Below are 17,799 nucleotides of genomic sequence, written 5' to 3'. Positions count from 1 at the left end.
GCGCAGTTCCGCCTCTGGACGGGGCAGGGCCTGCCGCCCGAATCACGCCGCGCCCTTGAGGACGCCCTTGGGCAACAGCCCCAATAAACCGACATGAAAAGCGAGGCTTCCATGCGAATTCTGGTGCTGCACGGCGTCAATCTGAACATGTTTGGCAAGCGCGACCCCTCACAATACGGCACGGCCACCCTGGCGGACATTGACGCGGCGCTGCAGTCGCTCGCTCAGGAGCTGGGCGCAACCGTGGAATGCTTTCAGACCAACCACGAGGGCCTGATGGTGGAACGCATCCACCAGGCGCTTGGCGAGGGAGTTGACGCGGTGGTCGTCAATGCGGGCGCATGGACGCACTACAGCTATGCCATTGCTGACGCCCTGGCCATCCTGCCTGTGCCTGTGGTGGAGGTTCATATGTCCAATGTTCACGCGCGCGAAGCGTTCCGGCACCATTCTGTGCTGTCGCCAGTGTGCGCGGGCAGCGTGTGCGGATTCGGCGTTGAGAGTTATCTTCTCGGCCTGCGAGCCGCGCAATCGCTGGCGGCCAAAGCCGCAAACAAAGCGTAGTAAAGACGCAGTATATAATTTGCTGGGGTGCGAGCCTAGATTTTTGACTTTTTCTGCTGTAGCGTTGTAGATAGTCTTGTCACAGCGGCACCCCATCAGCTTCTAACCAGAGAGTTCCCATGAACGAAGCCATTAACCTGAACCGCCTGCGCGACCCCGCCTTTACGGAGGAAGTGGATGCGCACAGCGGGCAAAAAGTGTCCACCTGCTATCAGTGCGGCAATTGTACTGCCGGCTGTCCCGCAGGGTTCGTTTACGACATGCAGGTCAACCAGATCATGCGGGCGGTACAGTTGGGCTTGAAGGACGCGGTACTTGATTCGCGTTCCATCTGGATGTGCCTGTCATGTTCCACCTGTAGCCAGCGGTGTCCCAACAACATCGATGTGGCCGGAGTCATGGAGACCCTGCGCCACATGGCCCGCAAGGAAGGCCGCGTGGCCGTTCCCAAGGTGGAGAAATTCTGGTTTTCCTTCCTGGATACAGTGCGCACCTTTGGCCGCACCCACGAAATCGGCACCATGGCGCTCTACATGATGCGCTCGCTCCGCGTGTTTACGGACGTTGACCTCGCGCCCGAAGCTCTCAAGAAGGGCAAGCTGGGGCTCAAGCCTCACATTCTGCCGGGCGGGGCCGGGCCGGTTACCCGTATCTTTACGCGCTACAAGGAACGCGCCAAGCGCGAGGGGGTGCGCCCATGAATTTTGCCTACTACCCCGGCTGCTCCGCCAGGGGTTCTTCAAAAGATTACGAAATGTCCACCCAGGCTGTGTGCAAAGCTCTGGACATGAGACTTGTGGATATTCCCGACTGGAACTGCTGCGGCTCCACCCCGGCCCATGCCGTGGATACGGAACTTTCCGCCGCTCTGTGCGTGCGCAATCTTGATATTGCCGCCCAGCAAAAGGCCGAAGTTCTGCTCACGCCTTGCCCCAGCTGTCTTTCCAACCTGCGCATGGCTGCCAGGCGCATGGAAAATCCCGCCTTCCGCAGCCGGGTTGACGAACTGCTGGACGGCCCCTCGGCCAAGGAATTTCCGCCTGTCACTTCCGTCATGCAGGGCATTGCCGCGCAGATGGAAATGGACGCCATCGCCGCCCGCGTGCGCCAGAGCCTCAAAGGGCTCAAGCTCGTGGCCTACTACGGCTGCCTCATGAGCCGCCCGGCGGAAGTCATGAACTTCGGCGACCCGGAAAATCCCACGCTCATGGAAGAAATGATGTCGGCCTGCGGCGCGGAGATGCTTGATTTCCCGCTCAAGACCGCCTGCTGTGGCGCGTCCTTCGGCATTCCCGAGCGCCCCATGACGGCCAAGAATTCGGGCCGCATCCTTGAGTTGGCAACCCGCCTTGGCGCGGACGCCATTGTGGTGGCCTGTCCTCTTTGCCAGATGAACCTTGACCTGCGCCAGGATCAGGCCAGCGCGGCCATGGACACCAAGTTCCGCATGCCGGTGCTCTACTTCACCCAGATGATGGGCATAGCCTTTGATCTGCCGGAAGAAGAACTGGGCCTGAACAAGCTGTGCGTGAGCCCCAACGGCCTTATCCGCAAACTGGGCGAGCTGCGCCGCGAGGAAGCGGCCAAACCCACAGAGCAGAAGGCCAAGGCCGCTGAAGGAGGCAGGTAATGAGAATAGGCGTATTTATCTGCCACTGCGGCAGCAACATCGCCGGAACCGTCGATTGCGCCCAGGTGGCGGCCATTGCCCGCACCTACCCGGACGTGGTCTATGCCGACGACCCCATGTATACCTGCGCCGAACCGGGGCAGGCAGCCATTGAGGCAGCCATCCACGAGCACAAGCTTGACGGCGTGGTTGTGGCCTCCTGCTCGCCGCGCATGCACGAACCCACCTTCCGCCGCACGGTGGAACGCGCGGGGCTGAACCGCTACATGCTTGAAATGGCCAATATCCGCGAGCATGTTTCGTGGATTGGCAAGGACATGGAAGCCAACACCAACAAGGCTGCCGAACTGGTGCAGCTTGCGGTGGAAAAGCTGCGCAACAACAGACCCCTGCTGGCCAAAAGCTTTGACGTCAACAAGCGCGTGCTTGTCATCGGCGGCGGCGTGGCGGGTATTCAGGCCGCGCTTGACTGTGCCGACGGCGGCATTCAGGTGGTGCTGGTGGAACGCGATGCGACCATCGGCGGCAAGATGGCAAAGCTGGACAAGACCTTCCCCACCGTTGACTGCTCGGCTTGTATTCTCGGCCCCAAAATGGTGGACGTGGCCCAGCACTCCAACATCACGCTCTATGCCTATTCCGAAGTGGAAGACGTTTCGGGCTATGTGGGCAACTTTACGGTAAAAATCCGCAAGCGCACCACCTATGTGGACTGGAGCCTGTGCACAGGCTGCGGCGCATGCACAGAGAAATGCCCGGCCAAGAAAACGCCCGACACCTTCAACGAACTGACGGGCAACACCACGGCAATCACCATTGCCTTTCCGCAGGCCATCCCCAAGAAGGCCGTCATCAATCCGCAGTTCTGCCGCCAGCTTCTCAAGGGCAAGTGCGGCGTGTGCGCCAAGGTGTGCCCCACAGGGGCCATCAAGTATGACATGGAAGATGAAGTCATTACCGAAGAAGTGGGCAGCATTGTTGCCGCCACCGGTTATGACCTCATGGACTGGACCGTGTACAAGGAATACGGCGGCGGGGCCTACCCTGACGTTATCACTTCCTTGCAATACGAGCGCCTGCTCTCCGCATCCGGCCCCACGGGCGGGCACGTGAAGCGCCCCTCTGACGGCAGGGAACCCAAGAACATCGTCTTTGTGCAGTGCGTCGGCTCGCGCGACAAATCCGTGGGCCGTCCTTACTGCTCGGGCTTCTGCTGCATGTACACGGCCAAGCAGGCCATTCTGACCAAGGATCACATTCCCGATTCCAAGTCCTTTGTCTTCTACATGGACATCCGCGCGCCAGGGAAAATGTACGACGAGTTTACCCGCCGCGCCATGGAAGAATACGGCACGGAATACATCCGTGGCCGCGTGTCGCAGATTTACCCCGACGGCAACGGCCAGATGACGGTCATGGGCGTGGATACCCTGCTGGGCCAGCCCGTGGAAATCAAGGCCGACCTGGTGGTGCTTGCCGTGGGCGTCGAGGCCAGCAAGGGCTCGCCCCAGCTGGCGGAAAAGCTGCGTATCTCCTACGACAGCTACGGCTTCTTCATGGAAAGCCACGTCAAGCTCAAGCCTGTGGAAACCAATACCGCCGGTGTGTATCTGGCGGGCGTGTGCCAGGGGGTCAAGGACATTCCCGCCTCCGTGGCCCAAGGTTCCGCCGCTGCGGCCAAGGTGCTGGCGCTCTTCTCCAAGGACAAGCTTGAAAGCGACCCGCAGATCGCCCAGGTGGACATCCGCCGCTGTGTCAACTGCGGCAAGTGCATTCGCTGCTGCCCCTTTGGGGCCATCAAGGAAGTGGAAATCCGGGGCGAAGGCAAGGCGCAGGTTATTGAAACCGTCTGCCAGGGCTGCGGTCTGTGCACGTCCACCTGTCCGCAGGGGGCCATCCAGCTTTCACACGCTACCGATAACCAGATCCTTGCGGAGGTAAACGCCTTATGCCAGTGCTGAACGGCAAAGAACTTAGAATTGTAGGGTTTCTCTGCAACTGGTGTTCATATGGCGGTGCGGATACGGCCGGTGTGGCCCGCGCCACCCAGCCCACAGACCTGCGTGTCATCCGGGTGCCCTGTTCGGGCCGTATTGACCCGCTGTTTATCGTCAAGGCGCTGCTCAACGGCGCGGACGGTGTGCTGGTTTCTGGCTGCCACCCGCGTGACTGCCACTACGCTGCGGGCAACTTTTACGCCCGCCGCCGCCTTGAGGTGCTCAAGCAGTTTTTGCCCGTGCTGGGCATTGACGAACGCCGCTTTGAATACACCTGGGTTTCAGCCTCTGAAGGCCAACGCTGGCAGCAGGTGGTCACGGTCTTTACCGACCGCATCCACAAGCTCGGCCCCGCGCCCAAGCTCGAAGACCCTGAACCGCTGCTCAAAATAGCCGACATGGCGCTGACCTCCCTGCGCTCACTCGGCACTGGGCAAAACGCTGCCCTGGCCGAACTAAAAGAAGCCATCAAGGCCAAGCTGCCCGAGCTTGACTGTGTGCTTGGCTGGCAGCAGGGCTACGACGAGGCCCATACCGTGCCCCTGTTCATGAAGACCCCCGAGGACGTGGACAAGCTGGTGTGGGGACCCTTTAACGTCAACAATCCTGCCGTGTACCTGCCCTCGTTCAAGGGCAAGAAGGTGGGCATTGTGGTCAAGGGCTGCGATTCCCGCTCGGTGGTTGAATTGCTGCAAGAAAACCTGATCCGCCGCGAGGATGTGACCATCTTTGCTCTGCCCTGCGAAGGCACGCTGGACATGGCCCGCGTCAATCAGGATCTGGGCCGCTACACCAAGATCGACGGCGTGACCTATGACGAGGCCGGTGTGACCATCACCGCCGACGGCAAGGATCACCGCTTCTGCATGACGGACTACGCCCAGGGCAAATGCTACGGCTGCACCACGCCTTCGGCAGTGCTGGCCGACACCCTGCTTGGTCAGCCCGTCAAGGTGGACGGCGCGGCGGGCACCCCGCCGGAACTGGCCCTGCTCGACTCCATGACTCTGGACGAACGGCTCGCCTTCTGGCGCGGCCAGATGGACCGCTGCCTGCGCTGCTACGCCTGCCGCAACGCCTGCCCCATGTGCGTATGCCGCGACTACTGCGTCTCCGACAGCCGCGATCCGCACTGGATGACGCAGGAAGACAGCGCCAAGGAAAAACTCTTCTTCCAGACCATCCACGCCATGCATCTGGCTGGCCGCTGCACCGGCTGCGGCGAATGCCAGCGCGCCTGCCCCGTGGGCATTCCCATTCTGGCCCTGCGCCAGCAGATTGCCCGCGCTGTGGCCCAGCTTTTTGACGGCTACCAGCCCGGCCTCAACCCGGACGACGTGCCGCCCCTGCTGGGCTATGAAGTGGTTGAAAAGAACATTCACGAGAGGGACTGGAAATGAGCACGATACGCTTTGTAACACCCGACGGCCTGCCCGCGTTTCTTGCCTACCTCTCGCAGAATGGCCGCCGCGTGCTTGTGCCGGTAGAAAAGCTCGCCAACAAGCGCTCGGTCGTCTTTGAGCCCTGGCAGGAAGGCAAGCCCTTTACCATGGAAAAGGCCACCGTGCCCGCCAAGGAAGCCGTGCTGCCCCAGTGCGAAACCCTGGTGCGCTACAAAAAAACCAAGGACCCGGAAAACCTCGAGCGCGTCACCATGAGTCTGGACGACAAGCCCGAGGCCCAGCCCACCGTGGTTTTTGCCTGTCGCCCCTGCGATGCACGCGGCTATGCCGTGCTCGACCGCCCCTACCTCAAGGGCCCCTACGCCGATCCTTATTACAAGGCGCGGCGCGAGCAGCTTGCGGTGGTTACGCTCACCTGCGGCAGCGGCTGCAATACCTGCTTCTGCCACTGGGTTGGCGGCGGCCCCACCTCGCCTGAAGGCTCGGACGTGCTCATGACCGAGATCGAGGGCGGCTATGTGCTGCAAGCCATCACGCCCAAGGGTGAGGAACTGCTGGCCAGTTCTTCGCTTGCCGAAGGGGCCGAGCTGTTCCCCAAGGCCGAAGCCGCACGCAAGGATGCCTGGGCCAGCCTTGTGCCTGCCCCCAATATCAAGAGCGCACCCGAAAAAGTGGCTGCCCGCTTTAACGACACGCAGTTCTGGCAGGATCAGACCGACCGTTGCATTTCCTGCGGTGCCTGCACCTACTTTTGCCCCACCTGCTACTGCTTCACCATCACCGATGAGGGCGAAGGACTGAGCGAAAAAGGTGGCCGCCGTCTGCGCAGCTGGGACAACTGCATGTCCTCGCTGTTCACGCGGGAGGCCAGCGGTCACAACCCGCGCATGCTCAAGGCATTCCGCATGCGCAACCGCGTTTCGCACAAGTACTCCACCTATCCTGAAAACTGGGGTTCGTTCTCGTGCAGCGGCTGTGGCCGCTGCATCAGCAATTGCCCCGTCTGCGTGGACATCCGCTCCATCGTGCTGGCCGCCATCGAAGACGGCAACGATGACAAGAAGTCCACGGACAAGTAGGAGCAGACATGGCAACCAAGAAAACTACCGGCAAAGCTACTCCCAAGACTGCGCCCCAAAATACCGCCGCGCCTGAAAAGGCCGCTGCAAAGGCAGAACCCGCTGTGGATACCAAGCCTACTGCCGCCGCCAAGCCAGCCGCCAAGCCGGGCCTCAAGCCCGCGCCCGACGGCGGCATGCTGCGCGAAATCACGGCCCGTCCCATGATGCAGGGCAACCCCTACCTGCCCATGCCCGCCACTGTGGCCGAAGTCATACAGGAAACCGGCAACATCAAGACCCTGCGCGTGGTGCTGGACGATGATGCCGCCATGAAGTCCTTTACCTACGAACCCGGTCAGGTGGGCCAGCTCTCCGTATTCGGCGCTGGCGAATCCACCTTTGTTATCAACTCGCCGCCGTCGCAGAAGAACTACCTCCAGTTCTCCGTCATGCAGGCTGGCGAAGTGACCTCGGCCATTCACCGGCTCTCGCCCGGCGACAAGGTGGGCGTGCGCGCTCCCCTGGGCAATTACTTTCCCTACGCCGACTGGAAGGGCAAGGACATCTTCTTTGTGGGCGGCGGCATCGGCATGGCACCTATCCGTACCATCATGCTGCATGTGCTGGAACACCGCGCCGATTTCGGCAAGGTGAGCCTGCTCTACGGCGCGCGTTCCCCGCGCGACATGGCCTTCAGCTACGAGACGGAAGACTGGCTGCGCCGCGACGATCTGGACTGCACCCTGTGCATCGACGCGCCCTTTGACGGCTGGCCGCACAAGGTGGGCCTGATCCCCAACGTGCTGCTCGAGCTTAATCCCGATCCCAAAAACTGCGTGGCTGTGCTCTGCGGCCCGCCCATCATGATCAAGTTCACGGTGCAGGCCCTGCAAAAGCTCAACTTTGCGCCTGAAAACATCGTGACCACGCTTGAAAAACGCATGAAGTGCGGCGTTGGCATCTGCGGTCGCTGCAACATCGGCGGACGCTACGTCTGCGTGGACGGCCCCGTGTTCACCTGGCAGGAGCTGCAGGATCTGCCGCCGGAGCTGTAAAGTTCCACGCCATTCATCATACGTCTGTTTGCGGGGGGTTCCCTTGTGATTGCCCTTGGGCAGCCATAATGGAGCCTCCCTTTTTTTGCGCCTCTATGGAGTCCTGCCTGCACACTCGCACAGACCACCGAGCCACGCTGCTTTTACCATTGCACATGCTTTCGGCGGCAGTTGACAGGACGGGCGCAGTGGGTCAAGGAAGTACAACGCTTTCTTCAAGGGAGTATTCATGAAAAAGATGCTGATTCTCTGTTGCCTGATGCTTGGACTGCCCGTGGCTGTTCAAGCCGGTAACGACAAGATTGATCCTTCGACCTACATCTGTGCCGAACTCGTCACCCAGCCCATGGCTGAAGGCGGCCAGCCGCCCATATTTGAAGGCCTGCAGATTGACGGCTATGTGAGCGCCAAGATGGGTAACCCCATTGCAGACCCGGAGACCCTCGCCCCCATGCTGGGCCAGGTTTACGGCGCCTGCCAGGTTGACCCCACCAAAAAGGTCGTCACCGTTTGGCAGGAAGCCCGCAAGACCTTTCCTATCGATACAGCGAGCACATGGCGTGCGGACAAGACCCTGTGCAAGGATTACGCCGCCAACCCCGATGACGGCAGCGGCTTTGTGATCTGGCTTGACGGCTACAACCGGGGCAAGAGCGGCAAGCCCGCTTCCGTGCTTGTCAACGATGACGCGCTCAAAGCCTACCTTGACGCTTGCAGCAAAAAGCCTGATTCCCTCATGCTGGACGTATTGGCCGAAAGCGCCAAGTAGCCAATCCCACCACAAAAATTTGAAGGCCGCAGATTGCAAAATCTGCGGCCTTTGTTTTTGAAAAAAGGCAAAAAGAGGCATGCTGATGTGAAATGCTACATCCGCATAAAGGCGGCACAATGCCAAGATTGCTCTAAAAAATAACCATGTAGAGCGGAATGGTGATCATGGAAAGCAACGTCGTCAGGCTGACGGCCTGCGCGCCAAATTCCGGGTCTGTGTGGTAGTGGGCGCTCAAAATAGCCGCCTGGGCCATCACAGGCAGGGATGCCTGGATGATGAAAACCTTGCCCATAAGCGCAGGCACCGGGAAGAAATAGAGCAGGCCAGTCATCACCAGCGGGCCAAGCATCATGCGCCCCATCGCCAGCAGAACCATATCCTTGCCGATCCTGATACTGCGCAATCCCATGTCGTAGATGGAAATACCAATAAAAATCATGGCCAGCGGCGTAGTGAGATTGCCGAGCGAGCGGGCAACGTTTTGCAAAAATTCTGGCAGTTCAACGCCCAGCATTGTCAGAATCAAACCCGTTATAAAACCCATGAAAGGAGGGGAAAACACTTGCCTGACCCTGGTGCGCAGGGGGATTTTCCCTCTGTTTTCAGTAATATCGCACGTGATTGAGTAGACCCCCACAGTCCAGAAAAAAACCGTGCTCGCGGCATAGTACAACAGCACATAGGGGATGGAACTTTCGCCGAACAGGGCCAGATTAACCGGAATACCAATAAAAATGGTGTTCGAATTGGCTACACTGGCGCAGAAAAGGCCAAAATGCTGCCTTTTGATGCGTGCCAGCTTGGCAAGCACAATGGCCAGCGCAAAGGTGAGGGTCACCGAGCCCAAGGGCAGCAGCGCCCCCTTTGCCAGCATGATCAGATCGTCCCGATGGAACGAGTGCATGATGGTGTACATGAGAAAGGGCGGCAGGGCGATCTGGGTGATCAGACGCGGCAGAACAATACGGGTTTCCGCGCCAAACCAGTTGCGCGCCGCCAGCATGAACCCCACAAAACCTAAGAGCATCAGCCCGAATACACCGCCCAGCGCATGCAAAAACGCCATATGCTTTTATCCTTTCAAAAAGCCCTTTCGCAACGTTGCGCTCAGGGGCCAGAAAACCCCCACAGGCCAGAAAACAAATCCAGCTCGTGGGGGTTTTAAATCATTTCGGTCAGTTACTTAGATTTCCTTGTAACGCCCGCCATTGGCAGCCGAGCTGACCAGGTACGCATAACGCCGCAGCACCGGGTAAGGGCAATCCTTCTTGGGCACCACAAGGGCGGCGCGCCGCTTGGCAAGCTCGGCCTCGTCCACAAGCAGATCCAGCTTGCGGTTGGGAATGTCGATATGGATGGTATCGCCTTCGTGCACCAGAGCGATAACACCACCGTCCGCCGCTTCGGGCGAAATGTGCCCAATGGCCGCGCCATTGGTGCCGCCGGAGAAACGGCCGTCCGTCAACAAGGCAACATCCTTGCCAAGGCCCATGCCTGTGATGGCCGCCGTGGGCGAAAGCATTTCGCGCATGCCCGGGCCGCCGCGCGGGCCTTCGTAGCGGATCACAACGCCGTCCCCGGCCTTGATCTTGCCGTCAAGAATGGCCTTCATGGCGTCTTCTTCGGACTCAAACACGCGGGCCGTGACATCGCGGCACATCATTTCCGGGGCAACCGCAGATTGCTTGACCACAGCGCCTTCGGGGGCCAGGCTGCCGCGCAGAATGGCGATGCCGCCCTGTTTGGAATAGGGATTTTCAACACTGCGGATCACTTCAGGGTTCATGACGCGGGCATTCATGTCCTTGAGGTTTTCGCCCACGGTCTTGCCCGTGGCGGTCATGCAGTCCTTGTTGATGAGGCCCAGCTTGTCCAGCTCGGTCATGACGGCAGGGATGCCGCCCGCGTTGTCCAGATCAACCATGTAATGCTTGCCCGCCGGGGAAAGCTTGCACAGGTTGGGGCTTTTTTTGCTGACTTCGTCAAAAATTTCCAGGCCAAGCTTCAACCCGGCCTCGCCGAACACGGCGGGCAGGTGCAGCACGGTGTTGGTGGAACAGCCAAGGGCCATATCCACGGCCACGGCATTAGCAATAGACTTGGGCGTTACGATATCCAGCGGGCGGATGTTCTTGCGCAGCAGATCCATAACCCGCATGCCCGCAGTTTTGGCAAGGCGGATGCGCGCGCCGCTCACAGCGGGGATGGTGCCGTTGCCGGGCAGGGCCACGCCAATGGTTTCAGACAGGCAGTTCATGGAATTGGCCGTGAACATGCCAGCACAAGCGCCGCAGCCGGGACAGGCACGTTCGGCCATGTATTCCAGCTCTTCTTCTGTCATGGTGCCGCTGCGCACCTTGCCCACGGCTTCAAACACGGTGATAAGATCGCCGCGCTTGCCTGGTCCGATGTCGCCGGGCAGCATGGGGCCGCCGGAAACCAGCACCGAGGGGATATTCAGGCGCATCATGGCCATGAGCATACCGGGAACGCACTTGTCGCAGTTGGGAATGAACACCAGAGCGTCAAAGGCGTGACCGCGCGCCATAATTTCAATGGAATCCGCGATGAATTCACGCGAAGGCAGGGAAAAACGCATGCCCTCATGGTTCATGGCCAGGCCGTCGCACACGGCAATAGCCGGGAACTGCAGCGGCGTACCGCCCGACATACGTACACCGGCCTTGACCGCATCGGCCAGGCTGTTCAGGTGCATATGCCCGGGAACGACCTCGCTGGCGGCGTTCACAATGCCTATCAGGGGGCGTTCCATTTCTTCTCTGGTGAGGCCCAGAGCATAGAGCAGGGAGCGGTGGGGGGCTTTTTCCAGCCCGGACTTCATTTTTTTGCTGCGTGCTTCATCATCCATGACGGTATCCTTATGGTATGAACAACAAACATTCCTCTTGCGCCCGCAATTGGAATGAGAATGGTACGGTAATTTTTTACGCCCGTAAACACGCCGTAGCCGCCCCTGCCCAGTGCCCCGACGCAACCGGGCGTGTGGGAATCCCCTCGGCTGAACAGGTATTTTTTCCGCACGGGCCCCAGCCACTTGAGCGCGCCGCCGAAGTGAGCTAATTTCCCGGCATGCAAAGCTCTACCCCAACCCTGGCCCGCCGCTATATATTCAAGCTCGTGGCCAATATAGCCTCCGTCCCGGTCTACCTTGTCATGGAGGCCATTCTGCCCCGCGCTCTTGGGCCGCAGATGTACGGCAATTACAGCTTTGCCACCAATCTGTTCCAGCAGCTTTCCGGCTTTCTGGATATGGGAACCTCCACCTGCTTTTACAATTCCCTTTCACGGCGGCAGGCAGAGACCGGCCTCATCGGCTTTTACATGCGCGCCACAGCGGCGGTATTCGCCATTATTTTGCTGGCCGCAGGCCTGCTGCAGATTCCTGCGGCTGGCGAGCTGCTCATGCCCGATGTACCCCTCTGGCTCGCGCCGCTGGCAGCCCTGTGGGCTTTTCTGACATGGTGGGGCCGTGTGCTGCGCTCCATGAACGATGCCGTGGGCGCGACCGTTTCTTCCGAAATGGTGCGCACCGTTGTTTCGCTGTTTACTGTGGGCCTGCTGGGGCTCATGTTCTGGGCCGACTGGCTGAACATCCACACGCTTTTTGCCCAGCAATACCTCATGCTGGGGGCAACTGCCCTGGGGTACTGGCTGGTTACGCGCACCTACTGGCGGCAGGCGGGCATTCCCCTGCACTTCCGGCTCACGCCTGAGCAGAAGCGCGCCTATGGGCGGGAGTTTTTCAATTACAGCCACCCGCTGTTTGTGCAAGCCCTGCTTTCCTTCTTGCTCCTCACTGCCGAGCGCTGGCTGCTGCAATGGTTTGACGGCAGCGTGGAACAGGGCTTTTTTGCCCTTTCCCAAAAAGTCAGCATGGCCTGCTTTCTTTTTGTTTCAGCCATGACGCCTCTGGTCATGCGCGAACTTTCCATCGCCTGGGGCAACAATGACCGTGAGGCCATGGGCCGCCTGCTCACGCGCTTTGCCCCGTTGCTCTACGTGGTGGCTGCCTATTTTTCGTGCTTTACGCTGGCCGAAGGTTCCGCCCTGGTGAACTTTTTCGGCGGCGCGCAGTTTGCCGCCGCTACCCTGCCCGTGCAGATCATGGCGCTCTACCCCCTGCATCAGGCCTATGGTCAGCTTGCCGGATCTGTTTTTCACGCCACAGGCCGCACCAAGGTACTGCGCAATATGGCGGCGCTTGAATGCATTTACGGTTTCAGCACGGCGTGGTTCTTGCTCGCTCCGCCGGAGTATCTCGGGCTTGGCCTCGGTGCCGTGGGGCTGGCGATCAAAACCGTGTGCGTGCAGATCATCACGGTCAACGTCTATCTTTGGCTGGCCTCGCGCTTTATTCCGCTCAAGTTCTGGCGCAACGTGGCCCATCAGGTATGGAGCCTCGCCGTCTTGCTGCTGCTTGCCTTTGGCTGCCGCCAGCTTACGCTCTATCTTGGCATTGGCGATGTGGATTCCCTGCCGCGTTTTCTTGTTTCCGGCGTCATCTACACAGCGGCTATTGGCCTGCTCTGTCTGGGCATGCCTGCTGTCATGGGCTTTTCGCGGCAGGAATTGCGCGAAGTATTTATCCGGTTCAGCAAATCCAGGTCACACGGCTAAAACTCAGCTGCGCAAAATAGAAAGGCCGGAGACTGGTCTGCTCCCCGTCAAGTGGACAGGTCAAAAAAGGCCAAGGCGAATAATCAAGCGGCCAGCTTTTTCCGAAATTCTATCGGAGAGAGCTGGCCGAACCTTTTTTGAAATCTCTCCGTGTTGTAAAAGCGTATGTGCTCTTCTATCAGGGCGATGGCTTCCTCCTGGCGGCACTGCCTCTTCCCTGCAAACGCGTTAGCTGGTTTTAATAGAGCGTTTCTCGCCTGAGGTAATTACGCTAGAAATATAGCAATACAAGTGGAAGCGGTAATCAGCCTTCATATTTCGTGGCTTCCACATTGCAAGAAGCGGAAGAATTCAGGTAAACTTTTTGGAAAAAATGTCGTCAAGAAAATGAGGAGTATAAAACTGTGCGCAAGTGAGGTGTCGGAATGGACTTCTTTGATGATATTTTGACAGCCACATATTTAAAGAGGGCCAGTTTGAGCCTTCTGCTGGATAGTTTGCCGCAGTCAGTGCCCCCAACTTACACATCTGGCAGAGAAATGATGGCAGCCGCCTTGACCGGGCGAATCAGGACTGATGCATCCATGCTGCGACAAGGTGCGAAAAACGCCACGGAAGGGGCAAATATCGCCACGCTGATTGCAACGTCCACATCCTCGGTGCGCGACAACCTGAACAAGATGTTAACCCTTGCCCAAGAGGTGAAGGCTGACCCGACCAAGGGCAGCGTCAACGGCGCCGCGTTTACAACCCTTGCCGCAGAGCTCTCGGCAATTGCTGCTGGAACAAAATACAATAATATTTCTTTGTTAAATAAAAATGGCTGGACGAATGACAGTCGCCTCACCGTCAGCGGCGATGGAAAATCCTCCACCTTTAAGCTGCAGATGGGATACGGTAGTTCAACCTTTACACTGAACGATTTGTCGTATCTGGATTACCTGAAGAGTGTTGATTTGAGCAGCGGCTCGCTTGATGTAGATGCGCTTATCAGTGATCTTTCAACACAAATAAATACAGTTGGTGTGATATACAGTCGGAACAATTCGCTCTCTGGGTCTTACACAAGCGAGGCGAAGGTCTTGGTGGAACAGGCAGGCATTCTGGATAAGGCGGCGAAGGATGCGATGCCGAGTGAGGAAGACCCGCTTTTGCGGGATATTGGCAGTATTATTTCCACAAGATCCTGAGTGCCATTGTTGCGTAATTTTCCTCGGGGCATAGCAGCAGCCTGGGTGGTCTCTATATCGCTGCCCACCCTGATGAGGGCATATCAAAGCTGGCCCTTTGTATTCACACTGCCGCATCAAGCAGCAAATTGTCCCTATGGATAACCTCAGGGTAGTGCGCATCGCCCAGAATGGCTGCGACCTCGTGTCTTTTCAGGCCCATAATTTTTTTCAGGTCTGAAGTGCTGTAGTTGGTGAGGCCCACGCCGAGGCTCTGCCCTTCGTGCAGCACACGCACCAGCCCGCCCTGCTGAAAGCTGCCCTCAACACGGAACACGCCGCCTGGCAGAAGGCTGCCGCCCTTGTGCAGCAGGGCCTTGGCCGCGCCAGCATCCACATGCACGCTGCCTGCGGGGTCAGACTGATAGGCCAGCCAGAATTTACGGCGCGGTATGGCATGCCGTGCAGGGCAAACCCATGTGCCGCCCGTAAAGGGTTCATGCCCCTGCGGCGCAGGACAAATGCCGCTGGCGGCAAAGGCCCGCGTGATGATCTCCGGCTCGCGCCCCGGCAAAATCAGCGTGGGTACGCCAATCTGCGCCGCGCGACGGGCCGCCAGCAGCTTGGAATACATACCGCCGGTGCCTACGGAAGTCTTGCCGCCGCAAAGCTGACCCAGATCAAGGGCCGCCACGTCATCAATGTGATCCATGATGGGAGCGTTGGGGTCTTTTTGCGGATCGGCAGCCAGCACGCCCGAGGCGGACGTGAGGTTGATAAACAGATCCGCCCCGGTCAGATTGACCAGAAGGCTTGCAAGGCAGTCGTTATCGCCGAACTTCAGTTCGCTGATGGACACTGTGTCGTTTTCGTTGACAATGGGCAGCACGCCCCATTCCAGCAGTTCAGCAAACGTATTGCGGGCATTGAGAAAGCGCTGACGCGCGCGCAGGTCGTCGCGGGTCAGCAGCACCTGGGCGGTGGGCATGCGGTGGGCAAAAAAAACCTTGTCCCAGCTCTGCATGAGCTGCCCCTGCCCCACTGCTGCCGCAGCCTGACGCGCCGCAAGGCCCGTGGTTTCAACCACATGCCCGCGCGTGGCAAGCGCGGCCCTGCCAGCGGCCACAGCGCCGGAAGAAACAAGCACCAGACGGCGCGGCTCCGCGCTCCCTGCGCTACCGGATGCGGCATCAGCCGCAGGCAGCAGATTGCGCAGGCGCGCCAGCTGCCCGGCCAGATTTTCCAGCACGGGCATGCTCAGGCCCTGGGCATCGGTGAGTACTGCGCTGCCTACCTTGACGACCACCACCCGCGCCTGGGCAAGCACCCGTGCGCGTTCCTGCCGCCAGTCTTCCGTCGGCGCTGTCATATATGCTCCACAGACCGCTACTCGCGGGTATAGATCACTTCAATTTCGGGGAAGTCTTCTTCCTCATCGCCGTCTGTATCGGCAAAATGCAGGATAGGCGCGTGGCTGGCGGTTTCATCACGCATGCGCCACAGCTCTTCCACCAGAGGCTCAACGTCAATGTTGTCCCGCGCGGAAATAAAAAAGATCTCGCGGCCATCGGCCTTGGCTCTGCTTTTCAGTTCTTCCAGGCGTTCGGGGCTGATGAGGTCGATCTTGTTGACCACCTCGATCTGCTGACGCTCGCCCAGTTCTTCGTCAAAGCGGCGCAGTTCCTCATTGATGAGGTTAAAGCCCGCCCAGGGATCATCCTCGCCCACATCTTCAACGCTGAGAATATGCACGAGAAAGCGTGTGCGCTCCACATGCTTGAGGAAGCGCAGTCCAAGGCCCTGACCTTCGTGCGCGCCTTCAATGAGGCCGGGGATGTCGGCAATGACCATGCGCCTGTCGGGATCCACTTCGTCAATCATCACGCCGAGATTGGGCGTGAGCGTGGTGAAGGGATAGGCCGCGATCTTGGGACGCGCCGCCGACACCTGCGAAATAAAGGTGGATTTGCCCGCATTGGGCAAGCCCAGCAGACCGGCATCGGCCAGAATCTTCAGCTCAAGGCGCAGATTTTTTTCTTCACCCGGTTCGCCGGGCTGGCAAAAACGTGGTGCGCGCATGGTGGAAGACTTGAAATGTTCGTTGCCCTTGCCGCCGCGTCCGCCGCGCGCAACCATCACTTCCGCTTCAGGATCGCTGAGGTCGGCCAGCAGTTCTTCCCCGTCCGGGCCCTCAACAAAAACAAGCGTGCCCACCGGCAGGTGCAGCACCATGTCTTCACCTTTTTTGCCGTCGCACTGGCTGCCCTCGCCGGGGCGACCATTGCGGGCCTCATAAAGGCGCTTGAGGCGAAAATCGTACAAAGACAGCAAACGGCCATCGGCTTTCAGCAGCACAGAACCGCCGTCACCACCGTTGCCTCCGTCCGGGCCGCCGCGCGGCACAAATTTTTCGCGCCGAAAAGACAAGCAACCGTGCCCGCCCTTACCGGCGCGCACCTGAATTCGAGCTTCATCTACAAATCGCATGGGATATCCTTGCGGTCAGTCCGCGCGGCTGCGCCTGCAATGCTGGCGCTCGCCGTAATGTATAAGGGGCTGCCGTTCCGAAAAACCGCGCAAATTTTGCAGCAATGCAGGTCAGCGCCATATGGCAAACACCTGTTTGCCCCACGTTGTCTGCTTTTCGGCCTGTGGCCTTGCGCCACACATACCCCAGCACAAACACCGAGAGGGAAGAAGCCTCGCGGCCCCTTCCCTCATCGGCAAATTCCACGCGGCCGCTTAGTCGGCGGCCGCCTCCACATGCACCCGCGTGTGGACGCGACGCTTGCGGAGATACTTCTCAAAGCGCACAACGCCGTCCACTTTGGCGAACAGGGTAAAATCCCTGCCCATGCCCACGTTCACACCGGGGTAAACGGTGGTGCCGAGCTGACGCACCAGAATATTGCCAGCCAGAACGCTCTGACCGCCAAAACGCTTTACGCCGCGGCGTTGGCCTTCACTGTCGCGACCGTTGCGCGAAGAGCCGCCTGCTTTCTTATGTGCCATGGTAGCCTCCCTGGGGCGCCGACCCTGTGGACCGGCGGGGCAAAATAAATATCTTTCAACGCGCCCTGCACGAATGCGGGGCTATTGGCAGACCATGCCCGCGGCCTGCCGAACCTCAGCTAAAGCCGGGTTCTAGGCGTTGATGCTCTTAACGCGAATGGTGGTGTAATCCTGGCGGTGACCGCGCAGCTTGCGCGAGTCATTACGACGCCAGCGCTTGAACACCTTGATCTTGGGTCCGCGCCCGTGATCCACCACTTCCGCCATAACGGCGGCCCCGGCAAGATAGGGAGCGCCGACTTTGCATTCAGCGCCGCCGACCATCAGCACCTTGTCCAGGGAAATTTCGCTTCCGGCCTGAACCGCAAGCTTTTCCACAACTACTTTAGAACCTTCTTCGACGCGGTACTGTTTTCCGCCGGTCTCGATAATCGCGTACATATCAACCTCCAAAAAGAGAAAGGCATATTTGCCCCACAGGCCGACAAATGTCAAGCG

Annotated in this window: 17 protein-coding genes; 10 read left to right on the top strand and 7 right to left on the bottom strand. The window is 59.3% G+C overall.

What is annotated here, in order from left to right; translation table 11 throughout:
* Positions 1-111 precede the first annotated feature (111 nt).
* The 8 genes from aroQ to VEZ52_RS05785 all read left to right on the top strand — a co-directional run bounded on the left by aroQ (position 112) and on the right by VEZ52_RS05785 (position 8,479).
* Positions 112-564: a type II 3-dehydroquinate dehydratase gene (gene aroQ, locus VEZ52_RS05820; RefSeq protein WP_324835992.1), complete on the top strand. Its 453-nt coding sequence runs from the start codon at positions 112-114 to the stop codon at positions 562-564.
* Between the two features lie 119 nt (positions 565-683).
* Positions 684-1,265 (top strand): 4Fe-4S dicluster domain-containing protein, encoded by a 582-nt coding sequence (locus tag VEZ52_RS05815; RefSeq protein ID WP_022658838.1) that lies wholly within the window; start codon positions 684-686, stop codon positions 1,263-1,265.
* Positions 1,262-2,194 carry a CoB--CoM heterodisulfide reductase iron-sulfur subunit B family protein gene (locus VEZ52_RS05810; RefSeq protein WP_324835991.1) on the top strand — a complete coding sequence of 311 codons (933 nt, stop codon included), beginning with the start codon at positions 1,262-1,264 and terminating at the stop codon, positions 2,192-2,194. Before VEZ52_RS05815 ends, VEZ52_RS05810 begins: the two co-directional genes overlap by 4 nt.
* Positions 2,194-4,155 carry a CoB--CoM heterodisulfide reductase iron-sulfur subunit A family protein gene (locus VEZ52_RS05805; RefSeq protein WP_298996214.1) on the top strand — a complete coding sequence of 654 codons (1,962 nt, stop codon included), beginning with the start codon at positions 2,194-2,196 and terminating at the stop codon, positions 4,153-4,155. Before VEZ52_RS05810 ends, VEZ52_RS05805 begins: the two co-directional genes overlap by 1 nt.
* A complete protein-coding gene (locus VEZ52_RS05800) occupies positions 4,143-5,591 on the top strand; it encodes a hydrogenase iron-sulfur subunit (protein ID WP_324835990.1) in 1,449 nt (482 codons plus the stop codon). The genes VEZ52_RS05805 and VEZ52_RS05800 overlap by 13 nt, the downstream gene beginning before the upstream one ends.
* Positions 5,588-6,673: a 4Fe-4S dicluster domain-containing protein gene (locus tag VEZ52_RS05795; protein ID WP_324835988.1), complete on the top strand. Its 1,086-nt coding sequence runs from the start codon at positions 5,588-5,590 to the stop codon at positions 6,671-6,673. Before VEZ52_RS05800 ends, VEZ52_RS05795 begins: the two co-directional genes overlap by 4 nt.
* 176 nt (positions 6,674-6,849) lie before the next feature.
* Positions 6,850-7,710 carry an FAD/NAD(P)-binding protein gene (locus VEZ52_RS05790; RefSeq protein ID WP_051135423.1) on the top strand — a complete coding sequence of 287 codons (861 nt, stop codon included), beginning with the start codon at positions 6,850-6,852 and terminating at the stop codon, positions 7,708-7,710.
* A gap of 229 nt (positions 7,711-7,939) precedes the next feature.
* Positions 7,940-8,479 (top strand): hypothetical protein, encoded by a 540-nt coding sequence (locus VEZ52_RS05785; protein WP_324835986.1) that lies wholly within the window; start codon positions 7,940-7,942, stop codon positions 8,477-8,479.
* A gap of 133 nt (positions 8,480-8,612) precedes the next feature.
* Here VEZ52_RS05785 and VEZ52_RS05780 read toward each other — a convergent pair whose 3' ends face one another.
* Positions 8,613-9,548: an AEC family transporter gene (locus tag VEZ52_RS05780; RefSeq protein ID WP_324835984.1), complete on the bottom strand. Its 936-nt coding sequence runs from the start codon at positions 9,546-9,548 to the stop codon at positions 8,613-8,615.
* A gap of 117 nt (positions 9,549-9,665) precedes the next feature.
* Positions 9,666-11,351 carry a dihydroxy-acid dehydratase gene (gene ilvD / locus VEZ52_RS05775; protein ID WP_324835982.1) on the bottom strand — a complete coding sequence of 562 codons (1,686 nt, stop codon included), beginning with the start codon at positions 11,349-11,351 and terminating at the stop codon, positions 9,666-9,668.
* A 221-nt stretch (positions 11,352-11,572) separates the two neighbouring features.
* Between ilvD and VEZ52_RS05770 the strand changes: the two genes are divergently transcribed.
* Complete coding sequence (locus VEZ52_RS05770; RefSeq protein ID WP_324835980.1) at positions 11,573-13,120, top strand: lipopolysaccharide biosynthesis protein; 1,548 nt, start codon at positions 11,573-11,575, stop codon at positions 13,118-13,120.
* A gap of 83 nt (positions 13,121-13,203) precedes the next feature.
* Here the strand turns inward: VEZ52_RS05770 and VEZ52_RS05765 are convergent, their stop codons facing one another.
* Complete coding sequence (locus tag VEZ52_RS05765; protein WP_324835993.1) at positions 13,204-13,308, bottom strand: IS3 family transposase; 105 nt, start codon at positions 13,306-13,308, stop codon at positions 13,204-13,206.
* A 237-nt stretch (positions 13,309-13,545) separates the two neighbouring features.
* Between VEZ52_RS05765 and VEZ52_RS05760 the strand changes: the two genes are divergently transcribed.
* Positions 13,546-14,310, top strand: a complete 765-nt coding sequence (locus VEZ52_RS05760) for a hypothetical protein (protein WP_324835978.1) — start codon at positions 13,546-13,548, stop codon at positions 14,308-14,310.
* Positions 14,311-14,413: 103 nt separating this feature from the next.
* Here VEZ52_RS05760 and proB read toward each other — a convergent pair whose 3' ends face one another.
* The 4 genes from proB to rplU form a co-directional block, all read right to left on the bottom strand.
* Positions 14,414-15,658 carry a glutamate 5-kinase gene (gene proB, locus VEZ52_RS05755; RefSeq protein WP_324835976.1) on the bottom strand — a complete coding sequence of 415 codons (1,245 nt, stop codon included), beginning with the start codon at positions 15,656-15,658 and terminating at the stop codon, positions 14,414-14,416.
* Between the two features lie 17 nt (positions 15,659-15,675).
* Positions 15,676-16,776, bottom strand: a complete 1,101-nt coding sequence (gene obgE, locus VEZ52_RS05750) for a GTPase ObgE (protein ID WP_324835974.1) — start codon at positions 16,774-16,776, stop codon at positions 15,676-15,678.
* A gap of 255 nt (positions 16,777-17,031) precedes the next feature.
* Positions 17,032-17,301 carry a 50S ribosomal protein L27 gene (rpmA, locus tag VEZ52_RS05745; protein WP_324835973.1) on the bottom strand — a complete coding sequence of 90 codons (270 nt, stop codon included), beginning with the start codon at positions 17,299-17,301 and terminating at the stop codon, positions 17,032-17,034.
* A 132-nt stretch (positions 17,302-17,433) separates the two neighbouring features.
* Positions 17,434-17,742: a 50S ribosomal protein L21 gene (gene rplU / locus VEZ52_RS05740; protein WP_192112630.1), complete on the bottom strand. Its 309-nt coding sequence runs from the start codon at positions 17,740-17,742 to the stop codon at positions 17,434-17,436.
* Between the last annotated feature and the right edge of the window lie 57 nt (positions 17,743-17,799).

Origin of the sequence: Desulfovibrio sp., from assembly GCF_035644575.1 — a bacterium.
In the GTDB taxonomy this organism is placed as follows: domain Bacteria; phylum Desulfobacterota; class Desulfovibrionia; order Desulfovibrionales; family Desulfovibrionaceae; genus Desulfovibrio.
This window is presented reverse-complemented; position numbering and strand designations above follow the sequence as displayed.